Genomic DNA, 21,080 nt, shown 5'->3' on the forward strand with positions numbered 1-21,080 from the left:
TTGCCGGACCCGCCGGCGGGTCACACAACGGGGTTTCACCGCTGAATCAAAGGTCCGGGCCCCCGCCCGGGCCTTTTCTTATTTCTGTGCGGCGTGCTTGTCCTGCCAGATCTCCACGCCCGCGTCGTCGTAGCCGACGACCTGGAAGCCCTCGCGGTAGATGTCGCCGGTACGGTCGTACGTCCCCGCGAACAGCTTGACGTCGAGGTTCCACGGGTCCGGCTGGGTGTCGGCCGATACGGACCGGCCGTCGGCGAAGATCAGGGTGACCCGGGCGGTCTTCGCGCTGGCGAGGCCGAACCAGCGCTTGCCGTGGTCATGCAGCTCCACGGGGTACTTGTTGCCGCCGAGGTCGGTCATCAGGTGGCCGGAGTCGACGATATCCAGACCGACAGCTTGTCCGTCCAGTTTCCAGAGCAGCGTCTCGCCCGGCACCTTGTAGAGATCCACGGAGAGACCCTCTGGCATCCGCACGGCAGGACCGATCGGCTCGGCCTCGGTCTCAGGGAAGAAGGCGGGTTTTCTGGTGAACCGTGACTTCGTCCGGCCCTCGGCGTCCGCGAACTCGAACGTCGTCACCGTCTTGCCCGCGGGTGCGGACACGGTCCAGATGCCCTGAGGAGCCCCCTTCGGGCGGTGAATCGTCTCGGTGACGCGGCCGCCACCCTTGATCACGGCGGTGACGCGGGCGACTTCGGCCGGAGCGGTTCCGTAGTAGAGGACCACCCCCGTGGACGGTGCTGGAAACGACTCGGTCGAGCCCTGCTCAGTGGCCTTCCGGTCGTCGAGCGGTTCGCCGCAACTCTCGTTGCCCCCGCCGTTTCTGCTCTCGTAGGCCCGGCAGAGGACCGTTCCGGTCTTCCCCTTGGCGTACCAGATGGCCAGGGGCCGCCCTTCGGACGGGTTGTCGATCACCAGGCGGTCGCCCAGCGGGGTCTTGTGGTCCATGACGCTCGGACGGCTGGCGCGCGTGTCGATGGTCCCGGTGGCGACGCCGCCGCCTTCCTGCCCGCCGGCGGTCGTCAGCGTGAGCGGCACGGCCACCGCGACGACGGCCACCGCAGCGACGAGCGCCTGCCCGCGCCTCCTGCGCTGTCGCGACCGCGCCACGACGTGGGTACGCAGCTCGGAGGGCGCCTTCGGCGCGTGCTCGGCGGCGTGGCCGAGCGTCGTCCGCAGGCGGGATTCCAACTGATCGGTCATGCGGAGCTCCCGTCGATCTCTGAGGGGTGGGGCAGGGCGGAACGGAGCTTGGCCAGGCCGAGCGAGGCGTGGCTGCGCACGGTGCCCCGGGAGACGCCGAGCACGTCGGCGATCTCCGCGTCGGTCAGGTCCTCGTAGTAACGCAGCACGAGCACGGCCCGCTGCTTGCGCGGCAGGGCGCCGAGCGCCTGCCACAGGTCCTCTTCGACGCCGGAGGGCAGCACGTCGAACTGGGCCGTCTCGGGCAGCGCCCAGTCGAGCCGCTCGCGCCTGCGCCGCCGCCAGATGCTGATGTGCAGCCTGGCCATGATCATCCTGGTGTAGCTCTCCGGGGCCTGCTTCTGGCGCACCCGTGGCCAGGCGCGATGCAACCGGATCAGCGCCTCCTGGGTGAGGTCGGCCGCGTCGTGCGGGTTGCCGCTGAGCAGGTATCCGTAGCGCAGCAGGGCATCGGCCCGTTCCGCGACGAAGTCCTCGAAGCGGGATATTTCATCCAATGGCCTATGCCTTTCCTTGGTCCGTCACGAGATAGACGGACCAGGCGCCCGAACTGTTGAACGCGGCCCACAACCGGCTCGGGTGTTACGGTGCGTGCGAGAATAGTGAAGAAACGTTTTCTCAGCCAGTTGCGGGAGCTTGGATTCATGGCAGACGACCTGGCTGGGCGGCTCACGTACCGCAATCCCATCCTCAACGCCGACTGGCCGGATCCCGACGTCATCCGCGTCGGCGAGACGTACTATCTCGTCGCGTCGAGCTTCAACCGCGCGCCGGGGCTGCCCATCCTGCGTTCGCCGGACCTGCTGCGCTGGGAGCTGATCGGCCGCGCGCTGCCCGCCGTGCCGCCGGCGGAGCGGTTCCTGGTGCCCCGGCACGGCGGCGGGGTGTGGGCGCCCTCCATCAGGCATCACGACGGCCTGTTCTGGATCTTCTACCCCGACCCTGACCAGGGTGTTCACGTGCTGACCGCGGCGGACCCCGCGGGGCCGTGGTCGGAGCCCCACTTCCTGCTCCCCGGGCCGGGCGTGATCGACCCGTGCCCGTTCTGGGACGACGACGGGCGCGCTTGGCTGGTGTTCGGGTGGGCGAAGAGCCGCAGTGGCATCAGCAACCGGCTGTCGCTGGTGGAGATGACGCCCGACGCTCGCGAGATCATCGGCACGCCCGTCACCGTGATCGAGGGGGACGATCTGCCCGGTTACTCGACGCTGGAGGGGCCCAAGGTCTACAAGCGCGAGGGCTGGTACTGGATCTTCGCTCCCGCCGGGGGTGTCGCGACAGGCTGGCAGTCGGTGTTCCGGTCACGGTCGCTGGCGGGGCCGTACGAGGACCGCATTGTCCTGGAGCAGGGCGACACGCCGGTCAACGGGCCGCATCAGGGGGCGTGGGTGACCTCGCCGGAGGGCGAGGACTGGTTCCTGCACTTCCAGGACCGTGGGGTGTTCGGGCGGGTGGTCCACCTGCAGCCGATGCGCTGGGGGGACGACGGGTGGCCGGTGATGGGGGAGAACGGGCGTCCGGTCCTGGAGCACCGGGCACCGGCGCGCGCATCGGAGCCGCAGCCGGGCGATCTCGGGCGGGACGACGACTTCCGCGCGGGGGAGCTCGGACCGCAGTGGTACTGGCAGGCGAATCCGGTGCCTGGAGCGCTCCGCCTGGACGGCGACGGTCGCGCGAGGATGCGTGCGGTGCCGAATGACCCGGGCAATCTGCGGGACCTGCCACAGGTGCTCGGCCAGCAGTTGCCCGGTGTGGCGGCGCAGCTCACCACCACCCTCCGGTTGGCGGCGGATGAGCCGGGGACCAGGGCCGGAGTGGTCGTGCTCGGCACCTGTTACGCGTACGTGGGGCTGGTTCGCGACGGCGATGGGGTCAGTGTCGAGGTGCGGACGTACGAGGCGGGCGATGAGGGTGAGGTGACGCGGTTCAGCGCGCGACTGCCCGATGAGGCCACGACCGTCGGGCTGCGGATCGCCTCCGATGACGACGGGATCTGCGCGTTGCGGTTCCGCCATTGTGCCGCCGACGCCGACGCCGACGCCGACGCCGACGCCGACGCCGACGCCGACGCCGACGCCGACGCCGACGCCGACGCCGACGCCGACGGTGGCGTCGGCGGTGCTGGTGACAGTGTCGGCGATGGCTGGGTCACTGGCTTCGAGGGGTTCCGGGCGGAGCAGGGGCGTTGGATCTCGGCGGAGCTCGGCCTGTTCGCCACCGCCCCACCCGGATCGGCGGGCGAGGGCACGGCCGTTTTCGGCCCGGTGACCATCCACCCCCGCTGCGTCTGATGTGCGTCCAGCAGGATATCCGCAGCCAGGGCGATTCTGTCGCCGCATCCTGATCATTGTCCGTCCGCGCCTGGGGGCCCGGGGGTCATGCATGATTTCTGGATGACGAGGATCGAGACGCCATGGGGGCCTTGGGAGGCCGCGCCGCTTGGCGAGGTCGTCGCGTTGATGCAGGGGCTGGCGGTGCCGTGGTGGGTGGCCGGTGGGTACGCGATCGAGCTGGCCGTGGGCCATGCGTATCGCGAGCATGGGGAGCTGTTCCACCCCTTCATGATGTGCCTGGCGATCAGGGCGTCAGGCGATCGCCTCCAGCCCCGCGACGACGCCTCCGGTCAGCAGGCCGACGACCAGGATCAACGGGCTGCCCTTGAGCGCCTCCACGGCGTGGAAGCGCAGGTCCCGGTACTCCCGCATGTCCTCGGTGCCCGGTAGCACCAGTAGACGGGGGCGCAGTCCGGCGAAGACGATCCAGTCGAGGACCACCAGGTCGTACAGGGACATGGTGAGGAACATGAGCGCGCCCACCACGGCAGCCGGACCGAAGCCCAGATCGGTACCGAGGTCCGCGCGCAGGCGCAGCATCGCCGCGACCGTCAGGGGTACACAGCACACTCCCCAGAAGAGCACTCCCACCCAGACCGCCACCCGGCGGCCGCGCGCGCTCTTGGGCTTGGCGTAGCGCTCCTGGATGGCCGGCGGGTAGTCGTTCAGCAGGAAGTCGCGGCTGGCGAACGCTCCGGCGAAGATCGCCACGGTGAAGAGCACGCTCATCACCAGGCCGAATCCCACCCCGTATCCGACGACCAGGGACCACCGCATGTCATCTCCTCCTTAGTAAGGGTCGCCTAAGTGTGATGCGGGAGCCGCCTTAAAGTCAACGGTGTGTGAAGTTCAAGGGATCCGGCTAGCATGGCCCGGTGCCCGCCCGCCGCCGACGCCCCGAAGTTCGCATGGGCCGGCCCACCCTGACCAGGGAACGGATCGCCCGCGCCGCGCTACGCGTCCTCGGCCGGGCCGGTCCCACGGAGCTGACCATGCGCAACGTCGCCGCCGACCTCCAGGTCTCGCCGCGCGCGCTGTACAACTACGTGAGCGACCGCGACGACCTGCTGCGCGAGGTGATGGCGATCTGCCACGCCGACCGTCCCGAACCGCGCCTGGATCCGGGGCGGTGGCGCGAGAGCCTGCGTCATTACTGCCTCGACCTGCGCTCCTGGTACCGAGCCCACCCCGGCCTGCTGGCCCTCGCCCACGCCGAGAACCTCACCCACCTGGCCGGCCCTGGCCTGCTCGACGCCGACGACGCGCTGGTGGGCTTCTTCCTCGAACTCGGGCTGAGCCCCCAGAACGCCTACCGCGCCTGGACGATCACCGTGCTCCAGGTGGCCGGCTTCGCCGAGATCTGGGACACCTGGCACGATCGCCCGCCCGCTGGGCTGGTCCCCGCCGCCGTGCCACTCGTCCCTCCGGTACCACCCGCTGGGGGGACGGCCGCCGAAAGCTGGCCGCACCTGCGGCGGATCAGCGAGGAGGCCACGGTGGAGCCGCCGGACGCGCTGTTCGAGTCGGTGGTGACGATGCTGTTGGCCGGTATCGAGGCCGCCCTTCTCCGTCCGGCGCGGGAGGCCGACGCTCCGCTCTGACTTCGGTCAACCTCCCTGGCGTCAGGCAGTCCTTCCAGGGGCGCCGGTGTGGCAGCTGATCTCCATGCCGTCCTCCACCGGAAAGGCGACGCTGACGTACCCGTTCGCCGGATCGCGGACGTAGTCCAGGTAGTCGGCCATGGTGGGAAAGGTGATGTCGTCGGCCACCACCAGCGCACCCGGCGACAGCCGAGGCTCCAGCAACCGGAGCACCGGCAGGCACAGCTCCTTCCACCCGTCCAGCAGCACCAGGCCGATCGGCCCAGGAACATCGGCAAGAGTGTCCAGGGCGTCGCCGGCCAGGATCGTCACCAGGCCGCCGAGCCCGGCCTCATCCAGGTTGGCCCGTGCGGCGGTGATCTTGGTCGCGCTCATCTCGGTGCTGAGCACCTGGCCCGTGCCGTTGTCCGCGACCGCGGCGGCCAGATAGAGGGTGGAGATCCCGTACGAGGTGCCGAACTCCACGACGGTCTCCGGACGACCGGCCCGCACCAGCGTGTAGAGCAGGTCGCCGCCCCGTGCGGAGATCGGCAGGTAGTGGGCCTCCAGCGCGTCGGCGCGCTCCTGTGCGGTGGCGGTCGCCAAGGAGCCGCCGGGGATGGGTCCGTGCGGCGTGTCGTCATCGCGATCCGCCGCGGCGAACAGCCGGTCGAGCACGGTACGGACCAGCGGAGAGTGCAAAGTGTTGGACATGACTGAAAGACTAGACTGACCGTTGCGTCTTGTCTAGTGAGGAGGTGTGTGGTCGTACGATCGGGAATGTGGAAAAGCGTGAGCTGGGCAGGACGAACAGGCAGGTCGGCGTGGTCGGCCTCGGGGCGTGGCAGTTGGGCGCCGACTGGGGTGAGGTCGGGGAGGACGAGGCGCTGGCGACGCTGCACGGCGCCGTCGACGCCGGGGTGACGTTCATCGACACCGCCGACGTGTACGGCGACGGGCGCAGCGAGCGCATCGTGGGTCAGCTGATCAAGGAACGGCCCGGCCTGACGGTGGCCACCAAGATGGGCCGCCGGGTGCCGCAGGAGGTGTCGGCCTACACCTTGGACAACTTCCGGGCCTGGAACGACCGGTCCCGGCAGAATCTCGGCGTGGACACCCTCGACCTGGTGCAGCTCCACTGCCCGCCGACTCCCGTCTACGCGAACCAGACGGTCTACGACGCGCTCGACACCATGGTCGAGGAGGGCAGGATCGCCGCCTACGGCGTCAGCGTGGAGACCTGCGCGGAGGCGCTGACCGCGATCGCGCGGCCGAACGTCGCCACCGTGCAGATCATTCTCAACGCCTTCCGGCTGAAGCCGCTGGAGGAGGTGCTGCCGGCGGCGGTCAAGGCCGGGGTCGGGATCATCGCCCGTGTTCCGCTGGCCAGCGGGCTGCTGTCGGGCCGGTACGACGAGCACACCCGCTTCGCCGACGACGACCACCGCGCGTACAACCGGCACGGAGAGTCGTTCGACGTCGGCGAGACGTTCTCAGGCGTCGACTACGACACCGGGCTGCGGGCCGTGGCGAGGCTCAAGCCGCTGGTGCCGGACGGGATGACGACCGCCCAGTTCGCGCTGCGGTGGATCATCGACCAGCCCGGCGTCAGCGTGGTGATCCCGGGGGCCCGCGACGCGCGCCAGGCCACTGCCAACGCCGCCGCGGCCGGGCTCCCCGTGCTCACGGAGGAGACCCGGGCGGCGGTCACCGCCGTCTACGACGAGCTGATCCGCCCCCAGATCCACCACCGCTGGTAACAAACCGAGGTCCCCGCCGCCCAAGTGGAGGCCGAGGGTTACTGCTGGCCGGGACGGCGGGCCGGGGTGGGGGCGGGGCCTGCCGTGCCGTCCGCGAAGCGGCCCGGCCGGAACGTCGCCAGCAGCGCCGACTCCTCGCCGAACACCTCGCCCGACACCTCCTCCATCAGCAGCGGCGCCAGCGTGACCCCGCTGTGCGTGGCCACCGTGTACACCCGCCGCCGCCCCCCATCCGCGAACCCGGCCACGGTCAGCCCGTCGCCCGGCATCGCCCGCCGGCCCACGACCGCGCGCTCCACCGTCGCGCCCTCGGTCGCGCGCAGCACGTTCGGCAGCAGCCCCATGATCTCGTCCAGGACCTCGCCGGGCACGTCGGCCGCCGGGTCCGCCCGGTCGTCCAGGCGCAGGGACTGCAGCAGCACCCGGCCGCCGCCGTCGGGCCGCAGGTTGAGCCCGGCGGTGTGGAGCACCCGAGACAGCCGGGCGGGCAGCGGCGCGGTGGTGACCAGGAACCCGTTGGTGACCTTGCCGGACACCGCCGGATCCAGCATCGGGATGTCCGCCCCGGCCAGCGCCGCGACCCCCTGTGTCCAGCGCCCGGCGCAGGTGACGACCACGTCACAGGTGAAGGTACGCCCGTCGGCCAGCGTCACCTTCGCGCCCGACACCGTCGTGTCGATGGCGGTGACCTCGGCCCCGCACTCGACCTCGGCCCCCCGGTCCCGCGCCTCGCCGAGCAGCCGCCCGAGCAGCCGCGTCGCCTGGACGTAGGCCTCGCCGGGGAAGAACACGTACTCGGTGCCGGCGGGCGGCGGCACCAGGTCGGGCTCCAGGGCCAGCGCTCGGCGGGCCGTCACCCGCTCCACCGGGTAGCCCATGCCGATCAGCCGCCGCACGCGGTTCTCGAGCAGCTCGCGATGATCGTCGTCCACGGCGTACTCGAGGTTGCCCGTGGGGAAGAACCAGTCGCCCGAGCCGCCCGCGAGCTGGTGGTGCGCCCACACGGCGGCGTGGTTCAGGTCGAAGTACTCCTTGGGCGTCTTGTTGTTGGCGTTGATCCACGCCACCGACGTGGACGTCGTACCGGATCCCGGTGTACGTGCCTCCAGGACGGTGACCTGCGCGCCGCGCCGGGTGAGCCCGGCCGCGATCGCGGATCCGACCACCCCCGCACCGATGACGACGACTCGCACCTTGACTCCTCTCGGTTGGGGACGGCTCAGCTTAGGCATAACTTTTCGGACGGCAGCCGTGTGCAGAACATGCGCGTGCCCGGCGCCGAAGGGCGCCGGGCACGTGAGAAGGGCCGATCTCAGCCGATACGGAGGGTCAGTCCGTACGTGCTGAGGATCTCGTTGACCGGCTGGAAGTAGGTCGTCCCGCCGCTGCTGCAGTTGCCGGAGCCGCCAGAGGTGACGCCCTGGGCCTGGCTGCCGGAGATGAACGGGCCGCCCGAGTCGCCGGGCTCGGCGCACACGTTCGTGCGGGTGAGGCCGGTGACGGTGCCCTGGGAGTACCTCACGGTGGCGTTGAGCTGCTGAACGGTCCCGCAGTGCCAGCCGGTGGTCGAACCGGAGCGGCAGATGGAGGAGCCGACACCGGCCACGGTGGAGCCGCGGACGGTGACGTTCGCGCCGCCGGAGCCGCGTACGTACGGCGTGGCGGTGTTACCGGGGGCCGCGACCCAGGAGTAGTCGTTGCCCGGGAACGAGTAGCCCTGGAAGGTGCCCGTCGGGTTGGTGGTCGTGGCGGCGACCCGGCAGTGCCCGGCGGAGACGAAACCGGGGGTGGTGCCGCGGGTGATGGCGAAGCCGACGCTGCAGCGGGCGGAGCCGATGTAGTAGGGGGCGCCGCCGATGATGTTGATGAGGGTCTGCGGCTGCTCGCCGGAGACGGTCACGCGGACCGCGTTCCGGTCGACGCCGGCGGCGGTGGCGAGCGCGTCAGCGGCCGCCTGCTGGCCGGCGACGATGACGACGCTGTTGGTGGTCACGTCGACGTACCACAGCGACGCGCCGGCCTTGGCCTGGTCCGACGCCCGGTCGATCTGGTCCTTGACCGCGTTGAGCTGGGCCAGCGCCCGCGGGACGAGTACGGGTTGCGCGCCCTTCGCCTCGATGGCGGCGGTGGTGGCGGGGTCGGTGGTGGCGACCAGGAGCTTGGAGGCGTCGCCGTTCAGCCAGGCTCCGCCGAAGGCGGCGCCGAGCGAGGAGGTCAGGGCGGCTTCGGTGGCGGCCGCGCGCCGCTCGTTCGCCAGGCGCGTGATGACCTGCTGCTCGGACAGGCCGAGGTCGCGTTCCAGGGAGTCGATCACGGACGGCGGGGTCGACTCCGAGGGGACGGGAGAGGGCGATGCCGCCGCGGCGGGGGTGAGGGGGGTGGCGGCCAGGCAGGCTGCCACGATGGTGGCGCCTAAGAGAGGCCAGCGCTTACTCCGCATGTGCACTCCTTTGTGGGGGTGCATGTCAAGCTAGCGGTTGCTAGGGATTGGCATAGATGGCAAAGGACCCCTATCACGGTGGTATGGCCCCCGGTTGGCGGACGATGCCGCTGGTCAGCCGCCCAGGCCGCGGATGATGAGGTCGATCGCCGTCTCGAAGGTCCGGTCGGCCTCCTCAGAGTCCTGGCCCTGCCCGATGTGCCCGGCCGACTCGGCGAACACCAGGCCCGTCACGAACCCGTACAGGACGTCCGCCGTCCGCCGCAGCTCACTCTCCGGCACCCCCGCCGTCACCAGGATCGGGAACAGCACGTCCCACAGCCCGCCCGTCCGGCTGGCGATGACCTCCGGATGCGCGTGGACGTAGCGCCACATGCTCGGGTGGGCGCGCGAGAGCCCGCGGTAGGCGTGCGCCAGCATGCGTACCCGTTCCGGCCAGGGGAGGTCCTCTTCTGGCAGCTCCACGCGGAGCCCCTGGGTGGCGCAGATCTGCGAGATCAGCGCCGTCTTGCTCGCCACGTGGTGGTACAGCGACATGGGATTGACGTCGAGTTCGGCGGCCAGCTTGCGCATGGACAGCCCTTCCACGCCGACCTCGTCCACCAGGCGCATCGCCGTGCTGTAGATCTCTTCGGGGGTCAGCGGGGTACCCCTGCGCGCGCTCACTGCCATACGCCGTATGGTAGCGTCAGCCATACGGTGTATGGCTACCTCATAGGAGTACGCAATGAGAGAGATCCCCGCCCCACGAGGGCTCCCGGTCTTCGGCAACGCGCTCCAGGTTCCCTCGCATTCGCCCATCGCCTACTTCGAGCAGGTCGCGCGGGCGCATCCGGAGGGCATCTTCCAGCTCGACCTGCTCGGCCGCCGGATCGTGCTGATCCACGATCCGGACCTGGTGGCCGAGGCGTGCGACGAGACGCGGTTCCGCAAGGAGATCAACCCGCCCCTGTCGATCGTCCGCGACTTCGCCGGTGACGGGCTGTTCACGGCCCGGCCGGACGAGCCCGTCTGGGGCCACGCGCACCGGATCCTGATGCCGGCCTTCAGCCAGCGGTCGATGAAGGCGTACTACCCGCAGATGCTCGAGGTCGCCGAGCAGCTCGTCGAGTCCTGGGCGGGACGACCGGGGCAGGATCTGCCGGTGGCCGACGACATGACCCGGCTCACCCTCGACACGATCTCGCTGACCGGGTTCGGCTACCGGTTCGACTCCTTCGACTCGCCGGAGCTGCACCCGTTCCTGATCGCGATGGGCGGCGCGCTGACCGAGGCGATGCTGCGCAACCAGCAGCTTCCCGTCGTCACCAAGCTCAGGCGCAAGCAGGAGGCCGGCTACCGGGCCGACATCGAGCTGATGCGCGAGCTGGTCGACGACGTGATCAGGCGGCGCCGCTCGGAGGGCGGCGCGGCCACGAAGGACCTGCTCGGCCTGATGCTGGAGGCGTCCGACCCGCAGACCGGCGCCCGGCTGTCCGACGAGAACATCCGCAACCAGGTCCTCACCTTCCTGATCGCCGGGCACGAGACCACCAGCGGCCTGCTCTCCTTCGCGCTGTACAACCTGCTGCGCGACCCCCACACCCTCGCCCTGGCCTACGACGAGGTCGACCGGCTGCTGCCGGGCGACGAGCCGCCGACCTACGAGACGGTCATGAAGCTGGACGTGATCTCCCGGATCCTGGAGGAGACGCTGCGCTCCTGGTCCCCGATCCCGGCCATCAGCGTGAACGCCATCGAGGACACCACCCTGGGAGGCGAGTACGAGGTGCCGGCGCGGACCCCGGTCGTCATCCTGCTGCCGTCGCTGCACCGGAACCCGAAGGCGTGGGAGCGCCCCGACGAGTTCGACATCGACCGCTGGCTGCCCGAGAACAAACGCCACCACCACCCCGCCGCCTACAAGCCGTTCGGCAACGGCGAGCGGGCCTGCATCGGCCGCCAGTTCGCGCTCACCGAGGCCAGGCTGGCGCTGGCGATGATCCTGCGCCGCTTCGCCGTCTCCGACCCCGCCGTCTACAAGATGAAGATCAAGCAGACGCTCACCCTGAAGCCCGACGGATTCACCGTCCGGGTCCGCGAGCGCCGGCCCCACGAGCGCGCCGCCGTGGTCGACCAGCCGGTCGAAGCGGCCGAGCAGCAGGACATCGCCGTCACCGGCGTCGCGCTCACCATCGCCTACGGCTCCAACCTGGGCACCTGCGCCGACATCGCCGAGCGGCTGGCCGAGCGCGCCGGGCGGGCCGGCTTCGCGACCACGCTGACCACCCTCGACGAGCTCGACCCGCCCAGCGACGGGCTGCTCCTCGTGGTCGCCTCCTCCTACAACGGCAAGGCGCCGGACAACGCCCAGCGCTTCGACGCGCTGGAGGAGCTGCCCGACCTGTCGGGTGTACGGCTGGCGCTGCTGGGCTGCGGCAACACCCAGTGGCCCACGTACCAGGACTTCCCCCGCCGCGCCTTCGCCAAGCTGACGGCGGCCGGTGCCGTGCCCCTGGTCGAGCGGGGCGAGGCCGACGCCGACGGAGACTTCGACGGCGACGTGTCGGCGTGGACCGCCAAGCTGTGGGCGGCGACGGCGGAGGAGTACAGCGCGTCGGCCGCCGACGCGGGGCCGCGCTACCAGATGGAGGTGCTCAGCGAGGCGGAGGTGCGGCCCTCGGTCGTCTCCGCGCGGGCCTTCCCGCTGACCGTGGTGTCCAACGAGGAGCTGACCGGCGACCCGGCCGGGCTGTGGGACTTCTCGCTGGAGGCGCCGCGTCCCGGCGTCCGGTCGATCGTGGCCAGGCTGCCCGAGGGCGTGACCTACTCGGCGGGCGACCACGTGGCCGCCTTCGCCAAGAACGACCCGGAGCTGGTGGAGTGGGCGCTGCGCTGCCTGCGCGTCCCCCGCGAGCAGGTGGTACGGCTGCGCACCAGCGGGGCCACGCACCTGCCCGTGGACACGCCGGTGACGGCCGGGCTGCTGCTGACCGAGTTCGCCGAGCTTCAGGAGGTGGCCACCAGGTCGGACCTGGAGGCCCTGGCCGCGCACACCTCGTGCCCGTGGACGCGTGGTCAGCTCGACGCGCTGACCGCCGGCTACGCCGACGAGATCCTGGCCAAGCGGGTCTCGCCCCTGGCGCTGCTCGACCGCTTCCCGGCGATCGAGCTGCCGCTGCCGGTCTTCCTGGAGATGGCCGGGCCGATCAGGCCGCGCTACTACTCCGTCTCCTCCTCGCCGCTGGCCGACCCCGGGCTGGTCAGGATCACCGTCGGGCTGGTGGAGGGGCCCGCCTGGTCGGGCAGCGGCGAGTACCGCGGGATGTGCTCGGCCTACCTGGCCGGGCTGGCTCCCGGAGAGACCTTCTACGGCTACATCCGGGTGCCCGCGCCGCCGTTCCGGCTGCCCGAGGACCCCGCCACGCCGGTGGTCCTCGTCGGTCCGGGCACCGGGTTCGCGCCGCTGCGGGGGTTCCTGGAGGAGCGGGCGCTGACCGGGGCCACCGGGCGGGCCGAGGTGTTCGCCGGGTGCCGCCATCCCGCGCACGACTGGCTCTACCGGGCCGAGGTGGAGGACTGGGCGGCGGCCGACGGGGTGCACGTGACCATGGCCTACTCGGCGGTGTCCGGGCATCCGTACCGGTTCGTGCAGGACGCGGTCGCCGCGCGGGCGGAGGAGGTGTGGGAGCTGCTGGAGGCGGGCGCGCACGTGTACGTCTGCGGCGACGGGCTGCGCATGGCGCCCGCGGTGCGGCGGGCGTTGCTCGCGATCCACCGGGACAGGACCGGCGCGGACGGAGCGGCGTGGCTGGCCGCTCTGGAGGAGCAGGGCCGTTACCAGCAGGACGTGTTCGCGTGATCTCCACGCTCTTGGGCGCCGCCTGCGGAAAGCCGCAGGTGGCGCTGGGGGAACCTTTATTGTCGATGCCGGGTTAGCGGTCCATCCTTGGATATAACCGCAGCATGCATGACATATACGTGGAACATGCTGGAAACCTTCCGCGGGCACTGTGAGAGCCTCTTGAAAGGGGGCGGGTCATGCTGCTCAGAGTGAGGGTGTCGCTGCCGGACCGGCCCGGGGGCCTGGGCCAGGTCGCGCGGGCGCTGGGCGCGCTGGGCGCCGACATTCTGCAGGTCACCGTGCTGGAACGGGAAACGGGCCGGGCGGTGGACGACTTCACGGTGTCCTGGCCGGGGACGGCGACCGCCGACGAGGTGCGCGACCGGCTCTCCGCCGTGCCGGGCGTACGCGTCGAGGGCGCCTGGCCGACCAAGGACATACCGGGCTCGGCGCCCGACTACGACCTGCTGATGCACGTCGCGTCGGAGCCGTCGCGGGGGATCGCGACACTGGTGGACGCGTTGCCGGGGCTCTGCGGCGCGGAGTGGTCGCTGGCGCTGGCGGGTGACGTCGTCCGCCATGCCAGTGTGACCGCGCCGGCGGTGTTCGCGCTGTCGGAACCGCCGCCGCTCAGGGCCGCCACGCGGGCGGCCGACGATCTGCGGCTGATGCTGCTGCCGGTGGCCACCCATGGGCTGCACGTGGTCGTCGCACGTGCGGAGGGGCCGCACTTCCACCGCGCCGAACTCGAACGCGCCGCCCGCATCGTCGCCGTCGTCTCCAAACTCTCCCCGGTGCTCCCCACCCAGATCTCCGAAGCCGGCCGCTGATCCCCCTCTGACTTCCGCGTCCGGCCGCTGATCCCCCTCTGGCTTCTGCGTCCGGCCGCTGATCGGCCTCTCCAGCGACAAGCGTTTTCTGTACGGCCGGCCCGGTGGGCCCCACCCGCCGTACAGGGCCGAGGTCTGTCCAGGGGGACGCTCCTCCGGTCGGCGGGGCCGGGGTTTTCGACGCGCGTATTCTTGGCCCCGGCCGTGGTTTTTCTGAGGAGGAGCCGGTGGATTTCGAGCTGAGCGATGAGCAGAGGGCCTTCCGGGAGACCCTGCGAGCGTTCGTCGACAAAGAGATCATGCCCGTCGCCATCGAGTGGGAGCACTCCGGGCGCTACCCCACCGAGATCGTGGACAAGATGAAGGCGATGGGGCTCTTCGGGCTGACGGTGCCCGAGGAGTACGGCGGGCTCGGGGCGGACATGGTGTCGTTCGCCCTGGTCTTCGAGGAGATCGCCCGAGGCTGGATGGGGGTCGCCGGGACCATCGGGTCTCATTCGCTGGCCTGCTGGATGATCGCTCGGCACGGGACCGAGGAGCAGAAGACGCGCTATCTCGCCGATCTGGCCACCGGGGCCCGCCGTACCGGGATCGCGCTCACCGAGCCCGGGGCCGGGACGGATCTGCAGGGGATTGCGACCCGGGCGGTCCGTGACGGCGATCACTATGTGGTGACCGGCACCAAGACGTGGATCACCAACGCCCGCCACGCCGACCCGCTGCCCGTACTGGTGAAGACGTCCGTCACCGAGCCCGCGCACAAGGGGATGTCGGTGTTACTCGTCGATCCGGCGGCCGAGGGGTTCGGGGTGAGCCGGGATCTGCCCAAGCTCGGCTACAAGGGGACCGAGACGTGCGAGGTCGTGCTCGACGGCGTACGCGTACCCGTGGACGCGCTGCTCGGCGGGGTCGAGGGGCGCGGCATGCAGCAGGTGCTCGGCGGGCTGGAGATCGGGCGGATCAACATCGCCGCCCGCGCGGTCGGCGTCGCCCAGGCCGCCTACGACGCCGCGATCGGCTACGCCCGCGAGCGGAACGCCTTTGGCCAGCCCATCGCCGACTTCCAGGCCGTACAGCTCAAACTGGCCGACATGGCGACCGAGATCCAGGCGGCCAGACTGCTGACCTACTGGGCGGCCTCGCAGGCCGACAGCGGGAAGCGGGTCGACATGGAGGCGGGGATGGCCAAATACTTCGCCTCCGAGGTGGCGTTGAAGGCGTCGCTGGAGTCGATGCGCATTCACGGTGGTTATGGCTATTCGCAGGAGTTCGTCGTCGAGCGGCTCTACCGGGACGCGCCGCTGATGGCCATCGGCGAGGGGACCAACGACGTCCAGCGGCTGGTCATCGCCCGCTCGCTCGTCTCCGGCAAGAACCACATCGGCTGGTGACGTCCGTAAGCAGGAGCTAGTCGTGTGGTGGCAGGCCGGAGACCTCGTGGTCGGCGTGGAAGAGGGCTTCGGCGATGAGCGCCCGGACGTGGCCGTCGCGGGCGCGGTAGAGCACGCGGCGGCCGTCCCTGCGGGTGTCGACCAGGCCCGCCAGGCGGAGCTTGGCCAGGTGCTGGGAGACCGACGGGCGGGCCACGCCGACCGCCTCCGAGAGCGAGTTCACGTCCAGCTCGCCTGACGACAACTGCCACATGAGCCTGAGCCGGGTGGGGTCGCTGAGCATGCGGAACGCGTCGACGGCGCTGTTCACCTGCGCGGGAGTGGGTTGCTCTTGCGTTTGGGTGGCACCTGAGACGTTGTCGCGTGCGTACATGACTACATATAGTGGCTTGCGCGGATTCATCGTGCAAGTGAGGAGTGCTATGACCGGTCAGCACGATTCCAGCCCCTCAGCCGGACCTGAGCACGGCCACGGTCATGGGCACGGTCACGGGCACGGGCACGAGCTTGAGGGCAAGCGTGGGGTCGGCAGGATCAAGGGGCTGGTCTCGAAGGTCGGGCATGCCGTCGCGCCGCACAGCCACGACAGCGCCGACAAGACCGACGCCGCCCTGGAGAGCAGCAGTCGCGGACTGCGCGTGCTGGCCGTATCGTTCGGCGTGCTGCTGGTCACCGCCGCTGTCCAGGCCGTGATCGTCGTCATGTCCGGCTCCGTCGCGCTGCTCGGCGACACCCTGCACAACGTCGCAGACGCGCTCACCGCCGTGCCGCTCGCGATCGCGTTCTCGCTCGGCCGCCGCGCCGCCACCCGCCGCTTCACCTACGGGTACGGCAGGGCCGAGGACCTCGCCGGCATCGCCATCGTGCTGATCATCGCCGCCTCCGCCGGGCTGGCCGGGTACGAGGCGATCACCCGGCTGTTCCACCCGCAGGACATGCGGGCCGTCGGGTGGGTCGCCGCGGCGGCCGTGGTCGGGTTCCTCGGCAACGAGTGGGTGGCCCGCTACCGGATCGGGGTGGGCAGGGAGATCGGCTCCGCCGCGCTGGTCGCCGACGGGCTGCACGCCAGGACCGACGGCTTCACCTCGCTCGCCGTGCTCATCGGAGCGGGCGGCGCGGCGCTGGGCTTCCCCCTCGCCGACCCGATCGTGGGCCTGCTGATCACCGTCGCCATCTGCTTCGTGCTGCGGGACGCCGCCCGCGAGATCTACCACCGGCTGATGGACGCCGTCGACCCGGCCCTCGTCGACGAGGCCGAGGCCATCCTGGGCGGCGTCGAGGGGGTCGAACGCGTCGGCTCCGTACGGCTGCGCTGGATCGGCCACACGCTGCACGCCGAGGTGGACATCCTGGTGAGCCACGACCTCTCGCTCGTGGACGCGCACGCGGTGGCGGTGGCGGCCGAACACCGCCTCATCCACGACCTGCCCAGACTACGCGCCGCCACCGTACACACCGACCCACACGGCCCGGCCGGCGCCGACCACCACGCCCCGCTGACCAGCCACCGCTGAAACCCGGGGCATCGCCGGTTCGGGCCAGGGTATGTTGGGGCGGGTGTCGATCGCCCCCGCCACGACTCAGTCCAGCACGACCCCCGCCCCGACCCGCCTCGCCTGGCTCGACGCCCTGCGCGGCATCGGGGCGCTCGCGGTGGTGGCCGAACACCTGCTGCCGTGGTTCCTGCCGGCTCTCCGGCCCTACTGGTTCAATCTCGGTGTCTACGGCATCCTGGTGTTCTTCCTGGTCAGTGGCTACATCATCCCGATGTCGCTGGAGCGGCACGGTGATGTGCGGGCGTTCTGGGTCAGCCGGGTCTTCCGGCTCTACCCGCTCTACCTCGCCGTGGCCGCTCTGGTGCTGGCGGCGGCCTGGTGGGTGCCGGTGCGCGCGGAGGTGCCCCGCGACGGGACGGCCGTGGTGGGGCACGCGACGATGCTGCTGGACGTGGTGGGCGTCGGCGGTGTCGCCGACACCATGTGGACGCTCTCGTACGAGATGGTGTTCTACCTGATCGTCACCGCGCTGTTCGTGACCCGGCAGCACGAGCGGAGCGGTCTGTTCGCGGTGCTGTTCGCCGCGGGGTCGGTGATCGTCGGGCTGCTGCTCGCCGGGGCCGTGCTGGACGGCGGCTGGCTCGCCTACGCCTCGGGCGCCGTGTTCTTCGCCGGGCTGGCCTGCGTGATCTCCGGCAGATTCCGTACGCAGGCCGCCTGCATGCTGGGCCTGATGGCGGTGGCGCTGTTGATCCTGGGCGGCCGGGTGCCGTGGATGGGTGTGGCCGTGCTGAGCGTGATGTTCGCCGGGACCGCGATCCAGCGGTGGGAGCGCGGCACTGGCGGGCTGTGGCCGGTGGCCGCCACCGCGGCGCTGGTCGCGCTGGCCCCCGTCTGGGCGATCGAGTCGGGCTGGTGGTGGGTCGAGCCGGATGTGTGGATCACCACGATCGTGCTGGCCGGGGTGACGTTCGCGGGCGGGATGGCGTTGCGGGGCAGGCGGGTGCCGAGGGTGCTGACCTGGCTCGGGCTGGTCAGTTACTCGCTTTATCTGGTGCACCATCCGCTGCTGAAGTTCTTCGTCGAGGTGAGCGGCGACCTGCGCCGGTCGCCGTTGCCGCTGCAGCTCGGCATGGCCGTGCTGGCCATGACACTGGTCCTGCTGGCCAGCGCGCTGGCGTACCGCTTCATCGAGAAGCCGATGCAGGCGTTCGGCCGCCGAAGGCGGTGGAGGTCCTCTGGGTCCACAGGGTGAAGGCGCGGCTCGCTGCGGCGGGTGAATGTCGGCATTGAGGCTCGGTGAGTGAACGCCGGTTACGAGGCCTGGCGCATGCCAGTTACGAGCAGGGCGCGAACGCCGGGTTCAGGGCCGTGACGACGTCCGGGTGGTGGGCGAGCGCCTGCCGCACGACCGGGTCCCCGGCGACCAGGAACGCCAGGTGCCGGATGGCGTGCGCGACGACGTTCGCCACCTCGATCCGGTCCGGTGTGGGCGTCGCGGGCGCGTCGCCGCCGACGATCTCCAGGGCGGGCAGTTCGATGGCCGGCAACTCGGGCTCCGGATCGGGGCATACCGCGTACGTGAGGACGATCTCCCCTTGGGGGCGGTAGCGCCAGCTCGTGGAGTGCACGACGGTCGCGGGTGCGTCGGCGGCGACTCCGCAGACTCGCCGCGCCGCCTGGTCGGGAGCCTCCCCGGGGCCCGGCAGGGTGGTGGCCCGCCGATACGCCCACTTACTGTCGGTGGTCGCCCGTAGCATGAGCGTCTCGACCGAGACCACGTGTCTTCCCGTCACCGCCCACAACTTACTGCCAGTCATATGCAAAAGCGATTACTTTGCATTGATTGTGGTCGGCGGGGCGCGAAGAGAGAGGCGGACAGCTTGCCCGGACTGCTGGTGCTGATGGGCTCGGGCGAGACGAGCCCGACCATGGTGGAGGTCCACCGCTCCGCCGCGAAGCGGCTGCGCGCCGGCGCCAGGGCCGTGCTGCTCGACACGCCTTACGCGTTCCAGGAGAACGCGGCCGACATCTCCGCCCGTGCCCGCCGATACTTCGCCCGGAGCGTCGGCCTGGAGGTCGAGGTGGCGACCGGAGCAGCCGGAGCCGACTGGGTGTTCTCCGGTCCGGGCAGTCCCACGTACGCGCTCGACCGCTGGACGGCCACGCCCACGGCGGGCGACCTGCGGGCCCGCGTCCGTGCCCGCCAGGGCGTCACCGTGCTGGCCTCGGCCGCCGCCTGCACGGCCGGGCTCGCGACGGTGCCGGTCTACGAGATCTACAAGGTGGGCGCCGAGCCGCACTGGCGTGAGGGCCTCGACCTGCTGGCGGCGCTCGGCCTGCGGGCGGTCCTGATCCCGCACTTCGACAACGCCGAAGGCGGCACCCACGACACCCGCTACTGCTACCTGGGCGAGCGGCGGCTGTCCCGGATGGAACGGGAGCTGCCGCCGGGCACGGCCGTTCTCGGCATCGACGAGCACACCGCGGCCGTCATCGACCTCGACGCCGAGACCGTCGAGGTGGCGGGGCGCGGCGGGCTGACCGTACGGTGTCCAGGCTCGCAGGTCGTTCTGCCCGCGGGCACCCGCATCGACCTGGGGGAGCTCCGCCACCTGGCAGAAGGCGGCCGCGCCGCGGCCGCTCCGCCGCCCCGCCCCGCGACTGCTCCGGCGCCGGCCCAGATCACGCTGGAGGAGACGGTCCGCTCGTGCGAGCGGCGCTTCCGGTGCGCGGCGGCGGAGCCCGATTTGGTCGCGGCGGCCCGCGTCGTGCTCGACCTGGAGGCGGAGCTGGTCAAGTGGGCGGCCGACACCGAGGAGGACGCGGGCGGCGTCGACGAGGCCAGGGAGCTGCTGCGCCTGCTGATCGCCCGGCTGGCCGAGGTGTCCACCACCGCGAACCTACGCTCTCTCGCCGAGTCTCTCCTGTCCTTCCGCGACGACCTGCGCAGGCAGGGCCGTTACGAGGACGCCGACGCGCTGCGGGCGGCCATGCTCAGCGGCGGCGTGCTCGTCGAGGACACCCCGGACGGGCCGCGGTGGACCACCTCGCCATAACCGGCCTACGCTCGATGCGGAAGGGACACCATCATGGTCACCAGCATTCTCTCCGTCGCCCTCACCGTGCTCCTGCTCTGGACCGCTTTCAGCTTCGTCAGGGTGGTCAACCAGGTCGAACGAGGCATCGTCTTCCGTTTCGGCCGGGCTCAACGAAAGGTGCGGGAGCCGGGGCTGACCTTCCTCATCCCGTTCGCGGACCGGATGAAGAAGATCAACGTACAGATCGTCACCATGCCGGTCCCCACCCAGGAAGGCATCACCCGCGACAACGTCTCGGTCAGGGTCGACGCGGTCGTCTACTTCCGGGTGCAGGACCCGCTGCGGGCGGCGATCGAGGTCCAGGACTACCTGTTCGCGGTCGAACAGGTGGCGCAGACCTCGCTGCGGTCGATCATCGGCAAGAGCGAGCTCGACGACCTGCTGTCCAACCGCGAAGAGCTGCACAGGGGCCTCGCCCTCATGATCGACAGCCCGGCGCTCGGCTGGGGCATCCACATCGACCGGGTCGAGATCAAGGACGTGCAACTGCCCGAGTCGATGAAGCGCTCGATGTCGCGCCAGGCGGAGGCCGAACGCGAGCGCCGGGCCCGCGTCATCACCGCCGACGGGGAGTTCCAGGCCGCCCAGAAGCTGGCCGACGCCTCCGCCATCATGTCCGAGACGCCCGCGGCGTTACAGTTGCGCCTGCTGCAGACGGTGGTCGAGGTGGCGGCGGAGAAGACGACGACGTTGATCATGCCGCTGCCGGTCGAGCTGCTGCGCTTCTTCGACCGGATGGGCCGTGACGTCGTGCGGGCGGACGAGTCCGCCACCGCCGCGCCCTCCCGGGAGGAAGCCACCCGCGAGGTGCCTGCCGGCGGCGGGTCGGATCGAGAGGTGTCCGCCCGAGAGGTGACGGCTCGCGGCGGATCGGCTCATGAGATGCCTGCCCGCGAAGAGTCGGCTCCGCTGGAGTCCGCGGAGCGGGAGGAGCCCGCGCAGCTGCCGCCGCTCGACGACGTCCGCGCGGTCATGCCGCCATCGCCCCCACTGGCGGCGTCCACTGAGGCCGCGTCCCAGGGGACGGTGTCCTCGTAGGCGGTGTCACCCGGCGTGGCGGTCCGCTCTGAGACGGCGGAGCGCAGAGAGGTGGCGGAGCGTGAGGAGACGGTGAGCCGCGCGG

Annotated in this window: 19 protein-coding genes; 10 read left to right on the forward strand and 9 right to left on the reverse strand. The window is 70.9% G+C overall.

Features of this window, described 5'->3' with window-relative positions; all coding sequences use genetic code 11:
* Nucleotides 1-78: 78 nt before the first annotated feature.
* Both AB0F17_RS56095 and AB0F17_RS56100 read right to left on the reverse strand, forming a co-directional pair.
* Entirely contained in the window at nucleotides 79-1,203 is a 1,125-nt protein-coding gene (locus AB0F17_RS56095) for a hypothetical protein (protein WP_358042289.1), read from the reverse strand.
* The gene (locus AB0F17_RS56100) at nucleotides 1,200-1,700 is read right to left on the reverse strand and encodes a SigE family RNA polymerase sigma factor (protein ID WP_358042292.1); all 501 of its coding nucleotides are present in this window, start codon (nucleotides 1,698-1,700) and stop codon (nucleotides 1,200-1,202) included. Before AB0F17_RS56100 ends, AB0F17_RS56095 begins: the two co-directional genes overlap by 4 nt.
* 147 nt (nucleotides 1,701-1,847) lie before the next feature.
* On the opposite strand from AB0F17_RS56100, the gene AB0F17_RS56105 reads away from it, so the two are divergent.
* Nucleotides 1,848-3,494, forward strand: coding sequence for a family 43 glycosylhydrolase (locus tag AB0F17_RS56105; RefSeq protein WP_358042295.1), 1,647 nt, complete (start codon nucleotides 1,848-1,850; stop codon nucleotides 3,492-3,494).
* Between the two features lie 294 nt (nucleotides 3,495-3,788).
* Here the strand turns inward: AB0F17_RS56105 and AB0F17_RS56110 are convergent, their stop codons facing one another.
* Complete coding sequence (locus AB0F17_RS56110; RefSeq protein WP_358042298.1) at nucleotides 3,789-4,313, reverse strand: hypothetical protein; 525 nt, start codon at nucleotides 4,311-4,313, stop codon at nucleotides 3,789-3,791.
* A gap of 98 nt (nucleotides 4,314-4,411) precedes the next feature.
* Here AB0F17_RS56110 and AB0F17_RS56115 point away from each other — a divergent pair, with 98 nt between their 5' ends.
* Nucleotides 4,412-5,137 (forward strand): TetR/AcrR family transcriptional regulator, encoded by a 726-nt coding sequence (locus AB0F17_RS56115; protein ID WP_358042301.1) that lies wholly within the window; start codon nucleotides 4,412-4,414, stop codon nucleotides 5,135-5,137.
* 21 nt (nucleotides 5,138-5,158) lie between these two features.
* Here AB0F17_RS56115 and AB0F17_RS56120 read toward each other — a convergent pair whose 3' ends face one another.
* The gene (locus tag AB0F17_RS56120; protein ID WP_358042304.1) at nucleotides 5,159-5,830 is read right to left on the reverse strand and encodes a class I SAM-dependent methyltransferase; all 672 of its coding nucleotides are present in this window, start codon (nucleotides 5,828-5,830) and stop codon (nucleotides 5,159-5,161) included.
* Between the two features lie 68 nt (nucleotides 5,831-5,898).
* Between AB0F17_RS56120 and AB0F17_RS56125 the strand changes: the two genes are divergently transcribed.
* Nucleotides 5,899-6,876, forward strand: a complete 978-nt coding sequence (locus AB0F17_RS56125; RefSeq protein ID WP_358042307.1) for an aldo/keto reductase — start codon at nucleotides 5,899-5,901, stop codon at nucleotides 6,874-6,876.
* Nucleotides 6,877-6,914: 38 nt separating this feature from the next.
* On the opposite strand, the gene AB0F17_RS56130 is transcribed toward AB0F17_RS56125, so the two are convergent.
* The 3 genes from AB0F17_RS56130 to AB0F17_RS56140 all read right to left on the reverse strand — a co-directional run bounded on the left by AB0F17_RS56130 (nucleotide 6,915) and on the right by AB0F17_RS56140 (nucleotide 9,988).
* Complete coding sequence (locus AB0F17_RS56130) at nucleotides 6,915-8,069, reverse strand: FAD-dependent oxidoreductase (protein ID WP_358042310.1); 1,155 nt, start codon at nucleotides 8,067-8,069, stop codon at nucleotides 6,915-6,917.
* A gap of 119 nt (nucleotides 8,070-8,188) precedes the next feature.
* Nucleotides 8,189-9,316, reverse strand: coding sequence for a S1 family peptidase (locus tag AB0F17_RS56135; RefSeq protein WP_358042313.1), 1,128 nt, complete (start codon nucleotides 9,314-9,316; stop codon nucleotides 8,189-8,191).
* A 114-nt stretch (nucleotides 9,317-9,430) separates the two neighbouring features.
* The gene (locus AB0F17_RS56140) at nucleotides 9,431-9,988 is read right to left on the reverse strand and encodes a TetR family transcriptional regulator (protein WP_358042316.1); all 558 of its coding nucleotides are present in this window, start codon (nucleotides 9,986-9,988) and stop codon (nucleotides 9,431-9,433) included.
* A 55-nt stretch (nucleotides 9,989-10,043) separates the two neighbouring features.
* Here AB0F17_RS56140 and AB0F17_RS56145 point away from each other — a divergent pair, with 55 nt between their 5' ends.
* From AB0F17_RS56145 to AB0F17_RS56155, 3 genes are all read left to right on the forward strand, one after another.
* Nucleotides 10,044-13,157: a cytochrome P450 gene (locus tag AB0F17_RS56145; RefSeq protein WP_358042319.1), complete on the forward strand. Its 3,114-nt coding sequence runs from the start codon at nucleotides 10,044-10,046 to the stop codon at nucleotides 13,155-13,157.
* 179 nt (nucleotides 13,158-13,336) lie between these two features.
* Nucleotides 13,337-13,969 carry an ACT domain-containing protein gene (locus tag AB0F17_RS56150; RefSeq protein ID WP_358042322.1) on the forward strand — a complete coding sequence of 211 codons (633 nt, stop codon included), beginning with the start codon at nucleotides 13,337-13,339 and terminating at the stop codon, nucleotides 13,967-13,969.
* Between the two features lie 227 nt (nucleotides 13,970-14,196).
* Nucleotides 14,197-15,360 carry an acyl-CoA dehydrogenase family protein gene (locus tag AB0F17_RS56155; protein ID WP_358042325.1) on the forward strand — a complete coding sequence of 388 codons (1,164 nt, stop codon included), beginning with the start codon at nucleotides 14,197-14,199 and terminating at the stop codon, nucleotides 15,358-15,360.
* A 16-nt stretch (nucleotides 15,361-15,376) separates the two neighbouring features.
* Here AB0F17_RS56155 and AB0F17_RS56160 read toward each other — a convergent pair whose 3' ends face one another.
* Nucleotides 15,377-15,733, reverse strand: a complete 357-nt coding sequence (locus tag AB0F17_RS56160; protein ID WP_358042328.1) for a metalloregulator ArsR/SmtB family transcription factor — start codon at nucleotides 15,731-15,733, stop codon at nucleotides 15,377-15,379.
* A 49-nt stretch (nucleotides 15,734-15,782) separates the two neighbouring features.
* On the opposite strand from AB0F17_RS56160, the gene AB0F17_RS56165 reads away from it, so the two are divergent.
* Entirely contained in the window at nucleotides 15,783-16,874 is a 1,092-nt protein-coding gene (locus AB0F17_RS56165) for a cation diffusion facilitator family transporter (RefSeq protein ID WP_358042331.1), read from the forward strand.
* Nucleotides 16,875-16,917: 43 nt separating this feature from the next.
* Nucleotides 16,918-18,111, forward strand: a complete 1,194-nt coding sequence (locus tag AB0F17_RS56170; RefSeq protein ID WP_358042334.1) for an acyltransferase — start codon at nucleotides 16,918-16,920, stop codon at nucleotides 18,109-18,111.
* A gap of 82 nt (nucleotides 18,112-18,193) precedes the next feature.
* On the opposite strand, the gene AB0F17_RS56175 is transcribed toward AB0F17_RS56170, so the two are convergent.
* Nucleotides 18,194-18,652, reverse strand: coding sequence for a hypothetical protein (locus AB0F17_RS56175; RefSeq protein ID WP_358042337.1), 459 nt, complete (start codon nucleotides 18,650-18,652; stop codon nucleotides 18,194-18,196).
* Between the two features lie 87 nt (nucleotides 18,653-18,739).
* Between AB0F17_RS56175 and AB0F17_RS56180 the strand changes: the two genes are divergently transcribed.
* The gene (locus tag AB0F17_RS56180) at nucleotides 18,740-19,915 is read left to right on the forward strand and encodes a hypothetical protein (protein ID WP_358042340.1); all 1,176 of its coding nucleotides are present in this window, start codon (nucleotides 18,740-18,742) and stop codon (nucleotides 19,913-19,915) included.
* Nucleotides 19,916-19,948: 33 nt separating this feature from the next.
* Nucleotides 19,949-20,995 (forward strand): SPFH domain-containing protein, encoded by a 1,047-nt coding sequence (locus tag AB0F17_RS56185; RefSeq protein ID WP_358042343.1) that lies wholly within the window; start codon nucleotides 19,949-19,951, stop codon nucleotides 20,993-20,995.
* Nucleotides 20,996-21,080 lie beyond the last annotated feature (85 nt).

Source organism: Nonomuraea sp. NPDC026600 (genome assembly GCF_040638335.1).
Lineage (GTDB): Bacteria > Actinomycetota > Actinomycetes > Streptosporangiales > Streptosporangiaceae > Nonomuraea.